The organism is Pseudoalteromonas sp. SG45-5, from assembly GCF_014164085.1.
GTDB lineage: Bacteria > Pseudomonadota > Gammaproteobacteria > Enterobacterales > Alteromonadaceae > Pseudoalteromonas > Pseudoalteromonas aliena.
Genome location: NZ_JACJEM010000036.1, coordinates 1 through 19,189, shown reverse-complemented (window position 1 = coordinate 19,189; position 19,189 = coordinate 1). Strand labels below are relative to the sequence as shown.

Sequence of the window (19,189 nt, the reverse complement as noted above, 5' to 3'; positions counted from 1 at the left end):
ATAATAATTACACTGGCTGAATTAATAAGGAAATAAAATTAGTCTATGGAAAATAAAAAGTTAGCCGTGTTAATTGATTCAGATAATACACAACACTCAAAGTTACATTTAATCATCGAGGAGCTTTCAGGCTTTGGACAAATTGTTGTAAAGCGAGCTTATGGTGATTTTTCTAGTGAACATCTTAAGAATTGGAAAACGCCTCTTAATGAAATGGCTATTCAGCCAAGGCAACAGCTTGCTTATACAACAGGTAAAAATTCGACTGATTCAACAATGATTATCGATGCAATGGATTTATTATACGCAGGCAGATTCGATGCTTTTGCATTAGTGTCAAGTGATAGTGACTTTACGAGTTTAGCAACACGCCTTAGAGAGTCAGAAATACAAGTTATAGGTGTGGGTAAAACAACGACACCAGTATCCTTTAAAAATGCTTGTGACGACTTTATAGCAATTGAAAATTTAGAGCCATCAAATGAAGATGATGAACAAACTCTAACTTTTTCACAGGAACTTGAACGTGAACTATGGCGTTTAATGCATCAAGCGTGGCAAAACTATCGAGATGATTCTGGTTGGGCTAAGTTAGGTGAAGTAGGAAAATATCTAAAGCGAATTAAGTCTGACTTTGATACTCGTAACTATGGCTTGAAAAAACTTTCTGACTTCTTTGAAGTTCATTCCAGTCGGTACGAAACAAGAACGACTAAAAATAGTGGTTTAGAAGTACGTCTTATTACTAAATCAAGTGCTGTAAAGAAGTGAGTAAATTGATAAAAATTTTAAAGGACTAATGATGTCAGAAAGCAAAGATACGAAAGAGATTACTCTATTTCCTACAATTACTTCATTTTTAAAGCCTACTACTGATTATTTAGCTGAAGAACTAAAAGAAGCAGTTAAAGCTAAGGTTGAGAGCAAAAAAAGGCAAAAAGAAGATGATAACTTATTAAGGCATATTAACTCTGTAAACGAGAAAATTAACTCATCAGGCAATGAACAAATTTCTTATGAACAACTAGGTTTATTTTCAGATTGGGCTGATAGTGTTTCTAAAGTCGATCCGGATAATAAAGAGCTAAGTCAGTTATGGCAAAATTTATTAGTTAACGCTTCAACTGATAATTCATCTGAAATATTAATATCTAAAATAAAGTCTATGTCCCCAGGACAGGCAAAAGCTTTGATAGCTTTTGCTGATAGTTCAATAAAAACTTTAACTGAAGAAGAGCGCTATCATTTAAAAGCTCTGGAGAATAATGAATTAATTCAGCCTAATAATAGCTTTTTATCGCTTGTTAAATTTGCTCTAGGCGGATGTATGTTACTTGTTACTTACCTTATGTTGAAGCTAGTTATTTTAGAAGGATACATAGGTTCTGTAATTACCATGAAGCAAGCTGATTATATGAGAATTGTAATCTCTTTATTGCCTATAGGGTTCGTCTTTGGGATATTTATCTTTTATATAAAATCACTACAAAAAAGTGGTAAGTGGGCAAAGAAAATAAACAAATTGACGTGGATAGGAAAAAAATTAGCAGTATTGAGTAGAGCGAATTAATAATGGATAAAGAAAATTTGCTATCAGAAGAGTTCAGAACACCAGAAAACATTTTACAGCCAGATGTACGTACAGAAATGATGGGCGTTCAATCTATAGAACAGTTCTATGAAAATATTAAAAGCTATCAGTTAGGCGAACATGTAGATGAACAAATAAGAGTTCAATTTGATACAATAAAAAATTTATACCTTCATGCGTATTTCGTATATAGATTCTTTCCAATAGTTAGTCATCAGCTCTATGTCACTTTAGAACATGCACTGAGAGAGTGCATCGGTGAAAAAAAACTTGATGATTTCCGTAAATTGAAGAACAAGCAGCTGCCAAAAAAAGGACCTAAATTCTCAAGAGGATTAAAGCTCTGTATGACTTATATTGTTGAAAATGAGCTAATTAAAAATGAGGACTTCAGTGCATGGCAGCGTGGTAAAAAGCAACGAGCAGAAGAGGTTTATAGCAGAAAAATTTCTGAAGTTATAGATTCAAAAAATCTAGATTCTTATGAATGGAACGAGGATGAAATTGATTATGAAAATGTTGTATATGAATATGATTACCTTGAAATAGTACTGGAATCTACTGCTGGAATCAGAAACTCTTTAGCTCATGGCTCATCGATGTTATCACCAACACCAATAATTGAATTTGACATAACATCTACGATTATAAATAAAGTTTACGAAAGGTTTAAGGGTTAGAATTTATGAACACTAGGTAGCCATAGCATATATTGCCCTAGGAATAGGTTTCTTTTAGCAAATAAAAATAAACTTTAAAATAAACCACTAAAATTTAGGTTTTAGTCCTTAATCAAGTTCATTGATAAGAACATCCATAGAATCATTAAAACGCTCTCAAACTATTGACGAATTCACTCTGAATCATCTATATTCACGCTAACACATGTAAAATGTGTTACCCGCGAAGGGAGTCACTTAGGTGACATTAAAAACAGGCGCCTTCAGGCTGCCTTCAATACGTAACGAGGAAACTTATGAAACCACTTTAATGTGGTGATGTCTTGCGCATCCATAACGCCCTTCGCTTTCATTTACGTATTGGAGAGCGAACATGCCATCATCAGAAATCTTATCAATTAAAGAGCTATCAGAGCTTTTACACCTATCTACAGGCACAATTAATAATCGTCTTAGCGCCCAGCGTAAGGCTATTGAGTCTGGAAAAGATGCCAACCTATATCAAGTACAGCGTTTAGCACCACCTTCAATTAAATTGGGACGAGTTCGCTTATTTAAACGCGAAACAGTTGAGCAATGGCTTGCTCGATTTGAAGGAGTGAAGATGTAATAAAGGCGAAAGGGGCAGCTTGACCGGCCACACCCCAACCGCACTTTGCATCTTCTAATTATATGCTTGCCTTAAAAGGAAGGCCATCTTATGCGTGGCCAAAATATAGTATAACTGAACCTGTTCATTATTATGATCTGATTGAATTAAAAAATCCTACTTATGTTCGGAGTCTTTTAACTCCTAATCATGTGTCAAATTATAAAATACATTTACTCGGTAATACTAAATCTAAATTTAAAACCACAATTAAACAGTATAAGCGTGACACATATGTCTATGTAGAAGCATTGGGTGTAAAGCGTGAAGCTGTAAATAATTATCATACTCCAAATGAGTTCTTTAGCTGGCCTAGAACACGTAATTTAGCACTTTTAAGAGCTAATTGGCTTGAGATAGATGTAAAGGAGGAGATAGAAAAATTTGATATCCGAGATAGAGTAAAAAACTTAGAAAAGAGAGTGGTTGATGATGTTTTTCAACAGCTAGAGGCAAATCAGTTTCCTCCTCCTACAGGTTACGTTTGTTCTGGGTCGGGTGGTGTTCACTTTTATTGGATATATGAACCTATTGCAGCCAAGCCAATGAATGTTGAGCTGTGGCGTTCAATAGCACATAAACTAAAAGAAAAGCTTCGATCAAATAATATCTGGCACGTTGATGAAGGCGCTACAGGTAAAATTGCTGGACATATGCGAATTCCAGGTTCAATGAATCATAAGACAGGCTTGTATGCTAGATTCTTTGACGGGGGGGCTAAATATATGTTCAATGAGCTTGTTGAAGATTTTGGTCTTGCTGCAAAGCTAAATAAGTTGCAAAAAAGATATGCAAGAATCTCATCTCCTATTGAACCCAGCCAGCAAAAGACTTCATGCCCAAATGACAAACCTAAGCCATATCGAAAATACGGACATAACATTAAAGAGTGGTGGCTAAAGTGTGTAAACATCATTAAATCTCACTTTAATAATTTAGGATATGTCCCTTTGGGGAAGAGAGATAAAACTGCATTTATTCTCTTTGTTGCATTCCAGCACATTGATAAAAATTCAGCTTTTGAACGTCTTTTAAAGGTCAATCAGGACTTTATTAATCTACCTACTGAAGAACTAACTAATCTTGTTCAAACAGCCAAAGTTGTTAATTATAACTATAAGAAAGAAACTCTAGCAGAGTATATTGATTCGATTTTGGGCTACGTGCCTGATTATTTAAAACCTAATGAAAAGATAAGACTTTCAGTAGATGAGGTGCAAAGGAGGCAAAAACTGTCAGCTAACAGTACGGCTGAAAAAAAGAGAGTGAGAACAAATGAGCTAATTTTATCGACTATATCTGAGCTGACTATACTAAACGAGGTTAAGCCAACTCAAAAGCAGGTTGCAGAAAAAACGGGGCTAGGGCTCAGCACCGTGAAGCGCTATTGGGAGTAACTATCTAGGCGGTTAATTATTGTTCGGTGTCGAAGGTTAAATAAAGCCAATAAAGTTTAGTGGAAGGTGTCATTAGGTGTCTTCCTATATATCTCCCCCCATAAATACCAATATTATGCATAGAATAGTAAAAAAATAATTAGGGAAATTGGTGCGATAAATGTGCGATAAATATTTAGAAAGGCTAATTTAATAGTGCGATAAAGAGGGTGCTTTAATTTGTAACTGATTGAAATAAAAAGAGGTTAAATGGTCGGTATGGAGAGATTCGAACTCTCGACCCCTGCCACCCCATGACAGTGCGCTACCAAGCTGCGCCACATACCGATTTGTATTCAATAGTACGTGTATTTTTTTAAAAATCAATAAGCGATTGTTTGTTTGGGTGTTTATTGCGCAAGAACGCTAAAAATAGCACTCTTTCGATGTATTAATTCATTAATCCTTATTTAACCACTTTTTGATCGAGTCATACATCTCATCGCGTATTAATAACTGAGCTTTTTTGTTAGGGTGTAAATTATCGTTTTGCATAAGCTCAGGTTGGCCTGCAATGTTTAGCATAAAAAAGTTCATTAAATGTGCATTTGTTTCTTCGCTAACGCGCGAGAAAGTGTCAGTAAACATTTTGCTATAACGCGGGCCGTAATTAGGGGGAATGTAAATCTCCATTAAGGCGGTCATCGCATTAGCATCTTGGCTTTTTTGAATAAGAGCCGTTAAGTTGGTTTGCATTTTTTTAACTGGAAAACCACGTAAACCGTCATTGGCACCTAGCTCAATAAGTACATGAGTAGGTTCGTATTGCTCAAGCAATGCATCTAAACGACGTAGGGCTCCACCGGATGTTTCGCCACTAATACTGGCGTTGATAAGTTCAATGTCGGCTTGTTCGTCATCGTATTTATCTTGTAACAATTTTACCCAGCCTTGCTCTTGTTGAAGTCCGTAGGCTGCGCTTAAACTGTCACCGAGTATTAAAATCGTGTTGTCGGCTGCTGCGCTCAGCGGTTTGATAACTAAAAATAAAATGAATACTAAACGTAGGATTGAATGAGTCATATGTCAGCGCTTTCTCAATTAAATATAATTCAGGTTAATGGTTTATCTAAAATAGTCTCTACCTTTGAAGGTGAGCTGCCCATCCTCAGCGACATCAGCTTTAATGTCAAGCATGGTGAGTCTGTTGCTATTGTTGGTACGTCGGGCTCTGGTAAATCTACGTTACTCAGTTTATTAGCAGGGCTGGATACTGCCAGCAGCGGAGAGGTGTTTTTAGACGGCGAGCCATTGCACAATTTAGATGAAGAAGAACGTGCTGCACTGCGCGCGGCTAAAATTGGATTTGTGTTTCAATCGTTTATGTTAGTACAAAGTTTAACTGCACTTGAAAACGTGATGCTGCCAGCAGAGCTTGCCGGTGAAAGTGATGCAAAAGAGCAAGCAATTGCATTACTTGAAAAAGTAGGCTTGAGCCATCGTATTGATCATTACCCGTCGCAACTCTCTGGCGGTGAACAGCAACGTGTTGCTATTGCGCGAGCATTTATTGGTACACCTAAAATACTATTTGCTGATGAGCCTTCGGCTAACTTAGACAGCAAAAACGGTAAGATGATTGAATCCTTATTATTTGATTTAAACACGCAACACGGCACTACGCTTATTTTGGTTACTCACGATGAAGGGCTTGCACAAAAATGTGAGCACATTATTCAAATCGAAGCGGGTTTACTAGTAAAAAGCCAAGTAGAGGACGTTGCTAATGTGGGTTAAGTTAGCGCTTAAATTATTTTCGCGAGAATTTCGCCGTGGTGAGCTCACGGTTATAAGCGCAGCTATCGCTCTTGCTGTGTTAACCGTGCTTACACTGTCGATGGTTACTGAGCGAATAGGGCAAAGTATTGCGCAAAAAAGCAGTGCTTTTATTGCAGCAGACCGTGTACTTGCAAGCGACCATGTTCTGGACACCGCTTTTATTACTCAAGCACAGAGCCAAAATTTAAAAACGGCGCAAATGGTGTATTTCGATACTATGTTGTTTGCCGATGATGAAATGCAGTTTAGCTCAGTAAAAGCGGCATCTAATGCGTACCCGCTAAAAGGGCAGTTAAAAGTTAAAGACACCCTAACTGGTGAAACTAAAGTTGCTAATAGCGGGCCAACGCCGGGTAATGTGTGGCTAAGTGAATCGGTATTTTACAGTTTAAATATTGATATAGGCGCGCAAGTAGAGCTTGGCGCTGCATTATTTAATGTTTCAAAAGTTATTGTAGAAGAGCCCGATGCGCCATTTAATGTATTTTCGAGTAGCCGTCGTGTGCTTATTAATATTGACGATGTGGCAAAAACTGAAGTTGTGCAGCCGGGTAGTCGTGTTTATTACCGCCAACTTTATGCAGGTAGTGAGGCCGACATAAATAGCTTTTACGAGTGGCTTAAACCACAAATGAAAGAAAACCAACAATGGTATGGCGTTAAAGACCGCCAATCACCTATTTCAAACAGTTTAAACCGTGCAGAGAGTTTTTTATTATTAGCCGGCCTATTAGGTATTATTTTGGCTGCAGTGGCTATAGCTGTTTCAGCAAAACGTTATTGTGAACGCCAATACGACCCAGTAGCGATGATGAAAACGCTCGGCGGTAGCCGCTCAATGATCCGCAAAATATACATGCTTCATTTATTGCTTGTATGTGCAATGGCGGTAAGTATAGGGCTGTTAATTGGCTATGGCTTGCAAGAAATAGCAACAAGTTACTTATCAAAAAGTATGGGCACAGAGTTACCTTTAGGTGGCTTTAAACCTTGGCTGGTGGCTATAAGCACCGGCGTAATTTGTGCTGTTATGTTTTCTATTAAACCATTATTTGATTTATTTGATATTCCGCCGCTTAGAGTACTGCGCCGTAACTTAGGTGACAAGTTGGCAGTAAGTCGTGTGCATTTAGGTATGAGCGCGCTAACCGTATTTTTATTAATGTGGTTATTTAGCAACAACATAAAAATAACGCTTATTTTGTTTATATCAACACTTGCGCTAATTGGTGTGCTGTTTTTAGTATCTAAATTAATATTTGGTGGTGGTCGAAGGCTTGGCTTAAAGCCAGGTAACAGTTGGTCGCTTGCAATTGCGTCTATTCAAAAGCGTGCCAATGTGAACGCGGTACAGTTAATTAGTTTTTCGTTAGCGATTAAATTACTGCTGTTTTTAGTGGTACTTAAAAACGACATGATAGCTGATTGGCAGTCGCAACTACCAAACGACGCGCCTAATGCGTTTTTAGTTAATATTACGCAAAATGAGCTTGAGCCAATTAATGAGTATTTGGCACAAAAAGATATTCAGGTCTCAGAGTTTTATCCCACTATTCGTGGACGTGTAAATGCGGTAAACGGCGAGTTGGTAGCACGTTCTGTATCGCTGCAAGACAACGAGAAAAAAGACGAAGAAGCACGTGCAGGTATTGGCCGTGAGCTAAATCTTACATGGCTTAAAGATGTGCCTGATCAAAATGAAGTAACACAAGGCACGTGGTTTGGTGAAAATGCGATGGCTGAAGCCTCAGTAGAGGAGTCGATGCTTGAGCGTTTAGATGTTGAGATAGGCGATACACTTACATTTTTAATTGGTGCGCAGTCGTTCGATGCTAAAATCACCAGTGTGCGCAAAGTAAATTGGGCCACGCTTAAACCTAACTTTTTTATTATTTTAAGCCCAGACGTACTTGCAGATTTTCCGGCGACGTATATTTCTTCGGTACGTATAAACCCAGATCAAAAGCGTGACTTTAGCCGGTTATTGCGTACTTACCCTACTATTACAGCCATTGATATTGATAACTTTGTTAAGCAAATACAAACAACTATTTCGCAAGTATCACTCGCCATTGGCTTTGTACTTGCTATTGTTGTGCTGTGTGGTGCGCTTGTCCTTATATCGCAAGTGCAAGCAAGTTTAGGTGAGCGTATGCAAGAAATTGTAATACTTCGAACACTGGGTGCTAAAAGCCGGTTAATTAAAAACGCGACCTTGTATGAGTTTTTATTACTAGGTGGTTTAGCCGGTTTAGTTGCGGCATTTTTTAGCGACATAGCGCTTTTAATTGTACAGCAACAAATGTTCGATTTAGCAGGTAAGTTACATCCGCATATATGGATTATTGGGCCGGTAGCTGGCGGCGTATTTGTAGCGGGTTTAGGCTATTTAATGATTGCCCGAACACTCAAACAAAACACCCAAGGACTAGTGCGCGCCCTAGGGTAAACTTAAACTAACATGCTCTTTCAAATGCCCACCTAACACGTGGGCATTTTTGTTTTCTTTATACTGGTAATTTATACAGTGCTCTGGCATTATTAGCGTAATTTAAAAATAATAACAATGGAGCGCTGTTTGGCCATTATTTTAGGGATCGATCCTGGTTCACGTTTGACTGGGTATGGCGTTGTTGCCCACCAAGGCTCTAAATTTACATACTTAGGCAGTGGCTGTATTAAGTTAGCCGATCATCCTTTTCCGGTTAGGCTTAAAATGATCTATCAAGGCATAACACAGCTTATTGAACAGTTTTCGCCAGAAACCTTTGCCATTGAAAAAGTATTTATGGCGCACAACCCCGATTCAGCTTTAAAACTAGGCCAAGCTAGAGGCGCCGCGATTGTTGGCGCTGCAATGGCGGATTTACCTGTATTTGAATACTCAGCTAGGCAAATTAAGCAAGCGGTAGTCGGTAACGGTGGCGCTGATAAAACACAAGTGCAACACATGGTAAAAAACATTTTAAAACTACCCGGTACGCCACAGGCCGATGCAGCTGATGCACTCGCTATTGCGATTTGCCACGCCCACTCAGAACAAAATTTAATTAAACTAGCGGGTAGCGCAAGCAAAACCGTTAGAGGACGTTTAAGGAAATAACTATGATAGGCCGCTTAAATGGTATTTTAGTCGAAAAACAGCCACCAGAAATATTACTTGAAGTAAGTGGTGTCGGTTACGAAGTACAAATGCCAATGACCTGTTTTTACGATTTACCAAAAATTGGTGAAAATGCGATTGTTTACACTCACTTTGTAGTACGTGAAGATGCTCAACTATTATTTGGTTTTAATAATAAAGTTGAACGTGCTTTGTTTAGAGAGCTATTAAAAGCAAATGGCGTAGGGCCAAAACTTGGCTTAGCTATTTTATCGGGCATGTCAGCAAAACAATTTGTAAGTTGTGTAAATAACGAAGACTCAACATCGCTTGTTAAATTACCCGGTGTAGGTAAAAAAACGGCCGAGCGTTTAGTACTCGAAATGAAAGACAGGCTAAAAGATTGGGGTAATGATTTATTTACGCCATTTAGCGACAGCGCAGTAATAGAGCCAATAAGCGATTCGACAATTGCTAATAATGCCGCCGATGATGCCGTATCGGCACTGCTTGCATTAGGTTATAAATTGCCACAAGCTCAAAAAGCCGTAAAATCGATAAGTAAACCCGATATGTCTACTGAGGTTCTTATTAGAGAATCTTTAAAATCTATGTTGTGAGTAACCCATGATTGAAGCGGATCGCTTAATTGACGCGACTGAAAAAACAAATGAAGATTCTATAGATCGTGCAATAAGGCCAAAACTTTTAGCCGACTACAGAGGTCAGCCTCATGTTAAGCAGCAAATGGAAATTTTTATTGAAGCTGCTCGCACCCGTGGTGAAGCGCTCGATCATTTATTGATATTTGGCCCACCGGGCTTGGGTAAAACCACGCTCGCAAACATTGTCGCCAACGAATTACACGTAAGTATTAAAACAACATCCGGCCCAGTACTTGAAAAAGCAGGCGATTTAGCTGCGTTGCTCACTAATTTAGAAGAAGGCGATGTACTGTTTATTGATGAAATACACAGGCTCAGCCCGCAAGTTGAAGAAATACTTTATCCCGCAATGGAAGACTACCAGCTTGATATAATGATTGGTGAAGGCCCTGCTGCGCGCTCCATTAAATTAGACTTACCTGCATTTACACTTATTGGTGCTACTACGCGAGCAGGCTCGCTCACATCGCCACTGCGTGACCGTTTTGGTATTGTACAGCGATTAGAGTTTTACTCAGTAGAAGATTTATCGCACATAGTAGGGCGCTCAGCACATTATCTTGATTTAGAAATGTGTGATGATGGCGCAACTGAAATTGCTCAGCGATCGCGTGGTACACCACGTATTGCAAACCGCTTACTACGTCGCGTACGCGATTACACACAAGTAAAATCTGATGGCACAGTAAACGCCGAAGTAGCAAAGCAAGCGCTTGATATGATTGATGTAGATAAAAGTGGCTTTGATTATATGGACCGTAAATATTTACTCGCCATAATCGAAAAATTTATGGGCGGCCCTGTAGGGCTTGACAATGTAGCGGCTGCTATTGGTGAAGAGCGCGAAACAATAGAAGATGTAATAGAGCCATTTTTAATCCAACAAGGGTTTATTCAGCGTACTCCGCGTGGGCGCATAGTGTCTGACAGTGCATACCATCACTTTGGTTTACTTCCTAAAAAAGACTAACTCTATATAGCTTGCTGTGCTTTATTGTGCAGCAAGTCATTGCTTTATTATCTCTCTCTTTCAAAATACCGATGCGTTAATAGTCAACTGATAATTCACAGGACGTTAAGACTTGCGAAGGTATGCTGCGTGGCGTTTAGATAACTCACTAAGTACGTTAAAAATTATCTAGATAGAACAACTATGTATCATAATTTTAGCCTTGTTATTGAGCTATTTTTTATCGCTATAATAGATCACTAATTTAATGCAATTGGTATTAGTTTACGAATGTATCAGGTAACGCGGTAAATGATAGGCAAAAAAAAGCCCGCAAAAAATGCGGGCAAACAACAAGTTGAAGGAAGTAATCTTTGGGAACTACGTTTTACAAATTAAGGTTTTATCCAAAAAAGTAAAACAATGTAATACGATAAAATCATATTACTAAGAACTTTGCGTAATGAAACAATATCACTTAGTGCACTAGCTCGGTATGCAGTAATAATACGCAATATCGACTATAAGTTCAAACTAGAAAATTTACATTTTCAGATTAGAAAAAATAATCCGAGTGTATTTTTTACTGCTTAGTCATTGTTCGTTAATTGGTCATTGAATTTGTAAGTTTATGAAAAATAAGCTTTGTAGATGCTTTTATTGTTTTTTGTAGTATTAGTTTTACTATTACGTAAAGGTAACTTAAAGATGCTTTTGAGTGTTTATGCACGTATTTTGAATAAATGCTCTAATTTATGAAGTTTATTGATATATTTAATCATCTTTAATGCAATATATTAAATTGTAAATGGTGTGTTTATTGACTTGGGTTGGATAAATCATATACGAAGGTTATTTTTAACGTTTTTTGTTGGTTATTCATAGCAATATGATTGTCAGTATGAAATGGACTATATACACTAGTTGCAACTTTTGACTGCACAGGCAGTCATATTTATAGAATTTTCTTATTTTGATACTATTTAGGAGTTTAACGTGGGATCAGGGCTTAATTTTTTAGATCTAATTTTAGAAGCCAGTTTGCTTGTTCAACTAGTCATGTTAGGGCTAGTTGCTATGTCTGTTATGTCTTGGGCAATTATTTTTCAACGTAAAAAAGCGATATCGGATGCTTTGGCAAATACTAAAAAGTTTGAGCAAAAATTTTGGTCAGGTATTGATTTAAGTAAGTTATACAACGAAATATCGTCACGCAGTGGTCAATCTCAAGGTATTGAAGCGTTGTTTACCGCCGGTTTTAAAGAGTTTGCGCGTCATAAAAAGAATACTTTTCAAAGTGCGGGCATTGTTATGGAAGGTACGCACCGCTCGATGCGTGTTGCGCTTTCTCGTGAAATAGAAAAAACCGAATCAAGTCTTTCATTTTTAGCAACAGTTGGTTCAATTAGCCCGTATATAGGCTTATTTGGTACCGTGTGGGGTATTATGAATGCCTTTATTGCGCTAGGTGAAGTTAAACAAGCAACCTTACAAATGGTCGCGCCAGGTATTGCAGAAGCACTTATTGCAACAGCGATGGGCTTATTTGCCGCGATCCCAGCTGTTATCGCCTATAACCGTTTTTCTAATAAAATCGAAAAACTGGAATCTCATTATATTAACTTTATGGAAGAATTTGCGAATATCTTGCATCGTCAAGCAGCTACTCAAATAGAGGCCCAAGCGAATGTATCAGCGTAAAAAGCGCCGTCCGGTCGCAGAAATTAATGTAGTACCTTACATTGATGTAATGTTGGTACTACTTATTATATTTATGGCTACAGCACCGCTTATTACACATGGTGTAAAAGTCGATTTACCAAAAATGGAAGAGTCCGATTTAGTTGATACTAAAGATACCCCACCCATTATTGCCTCTATTGATGCGCAAGGTAAATACTATGTAAGTGTAGGTACAGATCCAGAAGAGCCTATGGAAGCGCTCGATGTAGCCGCAGTTATAAAGTTACAACTAATGAAAAACCCTGACGTACCAGTAATGATAAAAGGTTCGGGCAAGGTGTCGTATCAAGAAGTGTTGTTACTAATGGATTTTTTGAAAAATGCAGGCGTACCATCAGTAGGGTTAATGACCGAATCCTTCGAGGGGACAAAGTAGCCGTATGAATAGTTCATTAATAAAGTCGGTAGTACTTCATTTAGGTATTGGTGGTTTTTTGTATGCATCTGCAAACATTCATCCATCAGCACCTAAAGTTATGGAGGTAACGCTTAATTCGGCTATTCCAACTGCAGATAAAGCGGTATCGGCTGTGACCGTCGATCAAAAAATGGTTGAGCAAAAGATAGCTGAGCTGCAGAAAAAAGAAAAAGATAAAAAACAGGCGGAAGATAAACGTATTCGCGATTTAGAACGCAGAGCAGCAAACGCGCGTAAGCAGCGCGAATCTGAAGCCCGTAGCATTAAAAAGCTAGAGCAAGAGCGCAAAGCAAAAGAGAAAGAAACCGCAGAAGCGCAAGCCCAAGCAAAAAAAGCACGTGCAATTGAGCAAAAGGAACGCGCTAAAGCAAAGCAAGCCGAAAAACAAAAGGAAGAAGCTGAAAACGCTGCAAAAGCGGCAGCCCAAAGACGTAAAACCGAAGAAGATGCACTAAAAAAAGCAGAAGCAGAGCGTGAAAAACGCGAGCTAGAAGCTAAAGAGCGTGCAGCCGAGGCCGAACGTAAACGTCAGCAAGCGTTGCAAGAGCAGATATTACAAGAGCAACTTGCTAAAGAGCAGGCAGCGCGTAATAAAATACGCCAGCAACAAGTCGTCGGTGAAGTAGATAAATACCGTGCTTTAATTATGGCGCGTATCCAACAAAACTTACTGATTGACGAAAAAATGAAAAATCAACAGTGTAGAGTTAACATTCGCTTAGGCTTTAATGGTTTAGTTACACAAGTTAAATCGTTAGGCGGCGATAAATTAGTGTGCGAAGCGACGTTGAGAGCAGTGCGAATGGCAGACACGCTACCTGTTTCTAAAGATAAAGATGTATTCGATAAACTCAAGAATATTAATTTAACAATCAAGCCAGAGTTTTAAAGGGATGATATGTTCAACAAAGTAAAAATAGCCTGTTTAGTTTTATTATTGGGATTTCAGAGTATTGCACATGCAGCGCTTGAAATTGTAATTACAGAAGGGGTTGATGGTGCAAGGCCTATTGCAATAGTACCGTTTAAATACAGAGGAATTGGCCCTATACCCCAAGAGTTAAATAGTGTTATTGCTGCCGATTTAATGCGCAGCGGTAAATTTAAGCCTGTTAACGTTGCGCAAATGCCGCAGCAACCGAGCAAAGACAGTGAAATTGATTACGCATCATGGGTTAATAAAGGCGTTGAGGCAGTGCTTGTTGGTGAAGTTGAACAACAAACTGATGGGCGATACCTAGTTCGTTATGAGTTAGTTGATGTAATACGTGGTCAAATAACCGGTGGCAACACGCAAATGATGAGCAATGGTAAGTTAGTTAAAAGCCAAAGCCATATTTTAGAAGCGCGTGAAAGTGTAATAGGGGAGAGTGGCTTTCGTCGTTACTCGCACCGCATTAGTGATGTTATTTACGAAAAGCTAACCGGTGAAAAAGGCGCTTTTTTAACGAAGATAGCATATGTTATTGTGCGCGATACAGATGCTAAGCCTTATCAGCTAGTTGTTGCCGACTATGACGGCTTTAATGAACAAGTATTACTTCGCTCAAAAGAGCCACTGATGTCGCCAGCTTGGTCGCCAGATGGCACTAAATTAGCTTATGTGACGTTTGAAAATCGCCAAAGCCAAATCTATATTCAAGATTTGTACACGGGTAAACGAGAAGTTATTGCTAGTTACCGTGGGATTAATGGCGCACCACAGTTTTCACCTGACGGTAAAAAGTTGTTATTGGTATTATCAAAAGACAACGGTGGAGCCACTGAGATTTATTTGTTGGACCTAGCAACACGTAAAGAAACACGACTTACGCGTCATCGCAGTATCGATACTGAGCCATCTTGGCACCCAAATAGCCAAGATATAGTATTTACCTCTGAAAGAGGTGGTAATGCTCAGATTTATAAGTTAAATTTACAAACAGGTAGGTCGCGAAGGTTGACCTTTGACGGCGATATGAACCTAGCGGGTTCTATAACACCTGACGGAAAAGAATTAGTGATGGTAAACCGTACTAACGGGCAGTATCATCTTGCTAAGAAAGAGCTGGCTACAGGCGCGTTTCAAGTGTTAACGCGGACACGCCTTGATGAATCTCCGAGCATAGCGCCAAATGGCTCGATGATTATTTATAGCACGCTCCATAATAATAAACAGGTACTCGCGCTGGTATCGATGGACGGCCGCTTTAAAGCACTGTTACCTGTGCTAGACGGACAAGTAAAGGCGCCAGCTTGGTCGCCATATTTACAGTAATATTACTGGTTTACTCAAAATAGGAATCAACTCAATGCAACTTAATAAAATACTTAAAGGCCTGCTAATTGCTGTGCCAGTAATGACATTAGCAGCTTGTAGCTCATCATCAGACATTGATGACGGTGCTGCAAATCAAACAAATCAAGCTGTTGTTGAGCAGCCAACGAATAATGATACAGTTGAAGTAGCGACTATTTCACCTGAGCAACAAGCAGAAGAACAACTTCGCCAAAAATACGAAGCACTTCGTCAAGAGCAAGTAATTTACTTTGACTTTGATAAAGCGACAGTTGAAGGCAAGTACGCTGATTTACTTCGTGCACATGCTGAGTTCTTAGTTCAAAATTCATCAGTTAAAGTACTCATTGAAGGCCATGCAGATGAGCGCGGTACGCCAGAGTATAATATTGCACTTGGTGAACACCGTGGTAAAGCTGTTGAAAAATACCTACAAAGTTTAGGTGTTTCAGCGAGCCAAATGTCAGTGGTAAGCTACGGTGAAGAGAAGCCAATGGTTAAATCTCGCACTGAATCAGCTTTCGCTAAAAACCGCCGTGCGGTATTAGTTTACTAAGATAAGAGATATTATGAAGCCGAAAATTATTTTGGCAGCCATGATATTGAGCGGGAGCACCCAGTTAATGGCTGCTCCCGCTCCTGTTTCAGAAGCTGCAAGTTCACAAACGAGTGTTGAGAAGCGTTTAGCGTCACTTGAAAAGTTGATGCAGACACGTAATTTTTTACAAGTTGAGTTACAGCAACAACTTAATTTATTACAAGATGAAGTCAGTCAAATACGAGGCGTAACTGAAGAGCAGAGTTATAAGCTTGAAAAAGTACTGCAGCGCCAACGTGAACTTTATCAAGAAATTGAAAATAGAGTAAGCCAAGCTTACACACAGCCGGCTGTAGTCCCTGCGACGGACTACACGCAAGCTAATGATGCGCAGACCTACAGCACTGATTTATCTGAAAACGAAGCGTACGAGCGTGCTGTTGCGTTAATAATGAAAGATAAGCGCTATGATCAGGCAATTCCCGAGTTTCAAACTTTTTTAACAACGTATCCAAATTCCGTTTATGTGTCTAATGCACATTATTGGCTTGGGCAATTGTTAACGATTAAAAATACGCCAGTTAAAGCAATTGAGCATTTTAAAGTGGTTGTAAACGAATTTCCTAATTCAAATAAACGCCCTGATGCAATGCTAAAGTTAGGAACGCTTTTACAAGAGCAAGGTTTTGCCGAAAATGCGCAAAAAATACTGAGCGATCTTATTAATCAGTATCCAAGCACAACTGCTGCAAAATTAGCCACCAATCGCTTATCAAAATAATTGAATCGGCTTGATTAGACTGCTTTTTGTCATAAGCGGTCTAAAATTGGTCAACTAGGCAGAAAAACTTAAAAAAAGAGACAATTTCGGTTGCACTCATTTTATAAATAAGTATTATAAGCGCCCGCAGCAAACGAATGGTTACCCCACTCGAAATGCGGCAAAAAGAGCGGGTTATTAGCTCAGTTGGTAGAGCAGTTGACTTTTAATCAATTGGTCGATGGTTCAAATCCATCATAACCCACCATTTTTTAAATGGTCTTTTATCGGCGGATTTACGTAGTAGTTAGAGTTGTATAAATTAGAGCGGGTCATTAGCTCAGTTGGTAGAGCAGTTGACTTTTAATCAATTGGTCGATGGTTCAAATCCATCATGACCCACCATTTTTATTTATTAAATATAAATGGTTTAATTTAAACTTTGCTGCAAATAGTGTATATCAGAGCGGGTCATTAGCTCAGTTGGTAGAGCAGTTGACTTTTAATCAATTGGTCGATGGTTCAAATCCATCATGACCCACCATTCTTTATTCCTTGTGAATAGCGAATGGTTTCAATCGGCGGATTTACGTAAGCTTATTTATTATTAAATAAGTGCATGAGCGGGTCATTAGCTCAGTTGGTAGAGCAGTTGACTTTTAATCAATTGGTCGATGGTTCAAATCCATCATGACCCACCATTCTTTATTCTTTGTGAATAGCGAATGGCTTCAATCGGCGGGTTTACGTAAGCTTCATTCTTAACTGAATAAGTGCATAGAGCGGGTTATTAGCTCAGTTGGTAGAGCAGTTGACTTTTAATCAATTGGTCGATGGTTCAAATCCATCATAACCCACCATTCTATGACAGTTTTAATCGGCGGATTTACGTAGCGCTTAAAAAGCGAATTAATATCAGAGCGGGTCATTAGCTCAGTTGGTAGAGCAGTTGACTTTTAATCAATTGGTCGATGGTTCAAATCCATCATGACCCACCATTCTTTATTCCTTGTGAATACGGTTTGGCATCAATCGGCGGATTTACGTAAGCTTCATTCATAATTGAATAAGTGTATAGAGCGGGTTATTAGCTCAGTTGGTAGAGCAGTTGACTTTTAATCAATTGGTCGATGGTTCAAATCCATCATAACCCACCATTCTATGATAGTTTTAATCGGCGGATTTACGTAGCTTTTTTACAAAGCAGATTATATTAGAGCGGGTCATTAGCTCAGTTGGTAGAGCAGTTGACTTTTAATCAATTGGTCGATGGTTCAAATCCATCATGACCCACCACTCTCTAATACTTTCCTTTATATTCTTTTTTAAATTCCCATTTTATTTTTTATAAACAGCCTCACTAGTTTGCTGTTATTTGTGTTCATATTCTCGTATAATTCGCCGTAATTAATGCACTGTAGATAAGTGGTCGAGAACATGAGTCTAGCTCAAACTATTATGCCTGAAGGCTATATTTTCCCTCCTAAGCCAGCTCCATTAACACACGATGAGCAAGGCGAATATAAAGCACGTATAAAACAATTACTGGTCGATAAAAATGCAGTACTTGTTGCACATTACTATACCGATCCTGAAATTCAAGCACTTGCTGAAGAAACTGGCGGCTGCGTTGCAGACTCGTTAGAAATGGCACGTTTTGGCGCACGTCACGATGCAGATATGATCATCGTCGCGGGCGTAAAGTTTATGGGCGAAACAGCTAAAATTTTAACCCCCAATAAAACGGTTGTTATGCCAACGCTTGAAGCGACATGTTCGCTGGATATTGGTTGTCCTATCGATGAATTTTCAGCATTTTGTGATGAGCACCCTGATCGTAAAGTGGTTGTGTATGCAAATACCTCAACGGCTGTTAAGGCACGTGCCGATTGGATTGTAACGTCATCCTGCGCGCTTGAAATTGTTGAGCACTTAGACGAACAAGGCGAAAAAATCATTTGGGGACCAGATAAACATTTAGGCAGCTATATTCAAAAGAATACCGGTGCAGATATGATTATGTGGAACGGCGCATGTATCGTTCATGACGAATTTAAAACCAAAGCCTTAAAAGACTTTAAAGTATTACATCCAGATGCAGGTGTATTAGTTCATCCAGAGTCGCCAGCCGAAATTGTCGCACTTGCCGATGCAGTGGGCTCAACGAGCCAACTAATAAAAGCAGCGCAAACAATGCCAAACAAAAAGTTTATTGTAGCGACTGATCGCGGCATTTTTTATAAAATGCAGCAACTGTGCCCAGATAAAGAGTTTTTTGCGGCTCCAACAGCCGGTGAGGGCGCGTCCTGTAAAAGTTGCGCTCACTGTCCTTGGATGGCAATGAATGGCTTAAAAGCGATTGAGGAAGCGCTCCTTGACCCTAAAGGTAAAGAAGTATTTGTTGATATGGATTTACGTGAAGGCGCGCTTAAATCGCTTAACCGCATGCTTGAATTTACTGCAAGTATGATTAAGTAACCTGAACTCTGGATAATAAATCTATCTCGAGCAGCTATTTTCAGCGCTAACTGCGTTGAATTTACTTGCAATAGGCCAGCTATTGACGCGTAAATTCGCCTTGTTTTCACTGAAAATCTCTG

18 protein-coding genes and 9 tRNA genes are annotated in these 19,189 nt (G+C 39.0%); 25 read left to right on the top strand and 2 right to left on the bottom strand.

Annotation, left to right across the window (positions count from 1 at the left end; all coding sequences use genetic code 11):
* Positions 1-45: 45 nt before the first annotated feature.
* The 5 genes from H5119_RS12615 (at position 46) to H5119_RS12595 (ending at position 4,317) form a co-directional block, all read left to right on the top strand.
* Positions 46-771: an NYN domain-containing protein gene (locus H5119_RS12615; RefSeq protein ID WP_182702473.1), complete on the top strand. Its 726-nt coding sequence runs from the start codon at positions 46-48 to the stop codon at positions 769-771.
* 28 nt (positions 772-799) lie between these two features.
* Positions 800-1,570, top strand: a complete 771-nt coding sequence (locus tag H5119_RS12610) for a hypothetical protein (RefSeq protein WP_182712968.1) — start codon at positions 800-802, stop codon at positions 1,568-1,570.
* Positions 1,571-1,572: 2 nt separating this feature from the next.
* Positions 1,573-2,271 carry a hypothetical protein gene (locus H5119_RS12605; protein ID WP_182702471.1) on the top strand — a complete coding sequence of 233 codons (699 nt, stop codon included), beginning with the start codon at positions 1,573-1,575 and terminating at the stop codon, positions 2,269-2,271.
* A 373-nt stretch (positions 2,272-2,644) separates the two neighbouring features.
* Positions 2,645-2,881 (top strand): helix-turn-helix domain-containing protein, encoded by a 237-nt coding sequence (locus H5119_RS12600; protein WP_004587264.1) that lies wholly within the window; start codon positions 2,645-2,647, stop codon positions 2,879-2,881.
* 62 nt (positions 2,882-2,943) lie between these two features.
* Positions 2,944-4,317 carry a hypothetical protein gene (locus tag H5119_RS12595; protein ID WP_182702470.1) on the top strand — a complete coding sequence of 458 codons (1,374 nt, stop codon included), beginning with the start codon at positions 2,944-2,946 and terminating at the stop codon, positions 4,315-4,317.
* A gap of 250 nt (positions 4,318-4,567) precedes the next feature.
* On the opposite strand, the gene H5119_RS12590 is transcribed toward H5119_RS12595, so the two are convergent.
* Positions 4,568-4,644, bottom strand: a tRNA-Pro gene (locus tag H5119_RS12590).
* A gap of 111 nt (positions 4,645-4,755) precedes the next feature.
* Positions 4,756-5,379: an arylesterase gene (locus H5119_RS12585; RefSeq protein ID WP_182702469.1), complete on the bottom strand. Its 624-nt coding sequence runs from the start codon at positions 5,377-5,379 to the stop codon at positions 4,756-4,758.
* Between H5119_RS12585 and H5119_RS12580 the strand changes: the two genes are divergently transcribed.
* From H5119_RS12580 to nadA, 20 genes are all read left to right on the top strand, one after another.
* Positions 5,380-6,093, top strand: a complete 714-nt coding sequence (locus H5119_RS12580) for an ABC transporter ATP-binding protein (protein WP_182702468.1) — start codon at positions 5,380-5,382, stop codon at positions 6,091-6,093.
* Positions 6,083-8,584: an ABC transporter permease gene (locus H5119_RS12575; RefSeq protein WP_182702467.1), complete on the top strand. Its 2,502-nt coding sequence runs from the start codon at positions 6,083-6,085 to the stop codon at positions 8,582-8,584. Before H5119_RS12580 ends, H5119_RS12575 begins: the two co-directional genes overlap by 11 nt.
* Before the next feature lie 129 nt (positions 8,585-8,713).
* Complete coding sequence (gene ruvC, locus H5119_RS12570) at positions 8,714-9,238, top strand: crossover junction endodeoxyribonuclease RuvC (RefSeq protein WP_002960649.1); 525 nt, start codon at positions 8,714-8,716, stop codon at positions 9,236-9,238.
* Between the two features lie 2 nt (positions 9,239-9,240).
* Positions 9,241-9,858: a Holliday junction branch migration protein RuvA gene (gene ruvA, locus H5119_RS12565; RefSeq protein WP_182702466.1), complete on the top strand. Its 618-nt coding sequence runs from the start codon at positions 9,241-9,243 to the stop codon at positions 9,856-9,858.
* Positions 9,859-9,865: 7 nt separating this feature from the next.
* A complete protein-coding gene (gene ruvB / locus H5119_RS12560) occupies positions 9,866-10,873 on the top strand; it encodes a Holliday junction branch migration DNA helicase RuvB (RefSeq protein ID WP_138585712.1) in 1,008 nt (335 codons plus the stop codon).
* A gap of 975 nt (positions 10,874-11,848) precedes the next feature.
* Positions 11,849-12,553 carry a protein TolQ gene (gene tolQ, locus H5119_RS12555; protein ID WP_077537589.1) on the top strand — a complete coding sequence of 235 codons (705 nt, stop codon included), beginning with the start codon at positions 11,849-11,851 and terminating at the stop codon, positions 12,551-12,553.
* A complete protein-coding gene (gene tolR, locus H5119_RS12550; protein ID WP_077537590.1) occupies positions 12,540-12,971 on the top strand; it encodes a protein TolR in 432 nt (143 codons plus the stop codon). Before tolQ ends, tolR begins: the two co-directional genes overlap by 14 nt.
* A 4-nt stretch (positions 12,972-12,975) precedes the next feature.
* Entirely contained in the window at positions 12,976-13,902 is a 927-nt protein-coding gene (gene tolA / locus H5119_RS12545) for a cell envelope integrity protein TolA (protein ID WP_138584481.1), read from the top strand.
* Between the two features lie 9 nt (positions 13,903-13,911).
* Positions 13,912-15,270 (top strand): Tol-Pal system beta propeller repeat protein TolB, encoded by a 1,359-nt coding sequence (gene tolB, locus H5119_RS12540; RefSeq protein WP_138584482.1) that lies wholly within the window; start codon positions 13,912-13,914, stop codon positions 15,268-15,270.
* Positions 15,271-15,304: 34 nt separating this feature from the next.
* Positions 15,305-15,847 carry a peptidoglycan-associated lipoprotein Pal gene (gene pal, locus H5119_RS12535; RefSeq protein WP_077537593.1) on the top strand — a complete coding sequence of 181 codons (543 nt, stop codon included), beginning with the start codon at positions 15,305-15,307 and terminating at the stop codon, positions 15,845-15,847.
* 13 nt (positions 15,848-15,860) lie between these two features.
* Positions 15,861-16,610 (top strand): tol-pal system protein YbgF, encoded by a 750-nt coding sequence (gene ybgF / locus H5119_RS12530; protein ID WP_138584483.1) that lies wholly within the window; start codon positions 15,861-15,863, stop codon positions 16,608-16,610.
* A 171-nt stretch (positions 16,611-16,781) separates the two neighbouring features.
* Positions 16,782-16,857, top strand: a tRNA-Lys gene (locus H5119_RS12525).
* A gap of 61 nt (positions 16,858-16,918) precedes the next feature.
* A tRNA-Lys gene (locus H5119_RS12520) sits at positions 16,919-16,994 on the top strand.
* A 63-nt stretch (positions 16,995-17,057) separates the two neighbouring features.
* Positions 17,058-17,133: transfer RNA gene (locus H5119_RS12515), tRNA-Lys, on the top strand.
* An 81-nt stretch (positions 17,134-17,214) separates the two neighbouring features.
* Positions 17,215-17,290 (top strand) — tRNA-Lys (locus H5119_RS12510).
* 83 nt (positions 17,291-17,373) lie between these two features.
* Positions 17,374-17,449, top strand: a tRNA-Lys gene (locus H5119_RS12505).
* A 62-nt stretch (positions 17,450-17,511) separates the two neighbouring features.
* Positions 17,512-17,587, top strand: a tRNA-Lys gene (locus H5119_RS12500).
* Between the two features lie 83 nt (positions 17,588-17,670).
* Positions 17,671-17,746 (top strand) — tRNA-Lys (locus H5119_RS12495).
* Between the two features lie 63 nt (positions 17,747-17,809).
* Positions 17,810-17,885, top strand: a tRNA-Lys gene (locus H5119_RS12490).
* A 141-nt stretch (positions 17,886-18,026) separates the two neighbouring features.
* Positions 18,027-19,067 carry a quinolinate synthase NadA gene (gene nadA, locus H5119_RS12485; protein ID WP_182702465.1) on the top strand — a complete coding sequence of 347 codons (1,041 nt, stop codon included), beginning with the start codon at positions 18,027-18,029 and terminating at the stop codon, positions 19,065-19,067.
* Positions 19,068-19,189: the final 122 nt, after the last annotated feature.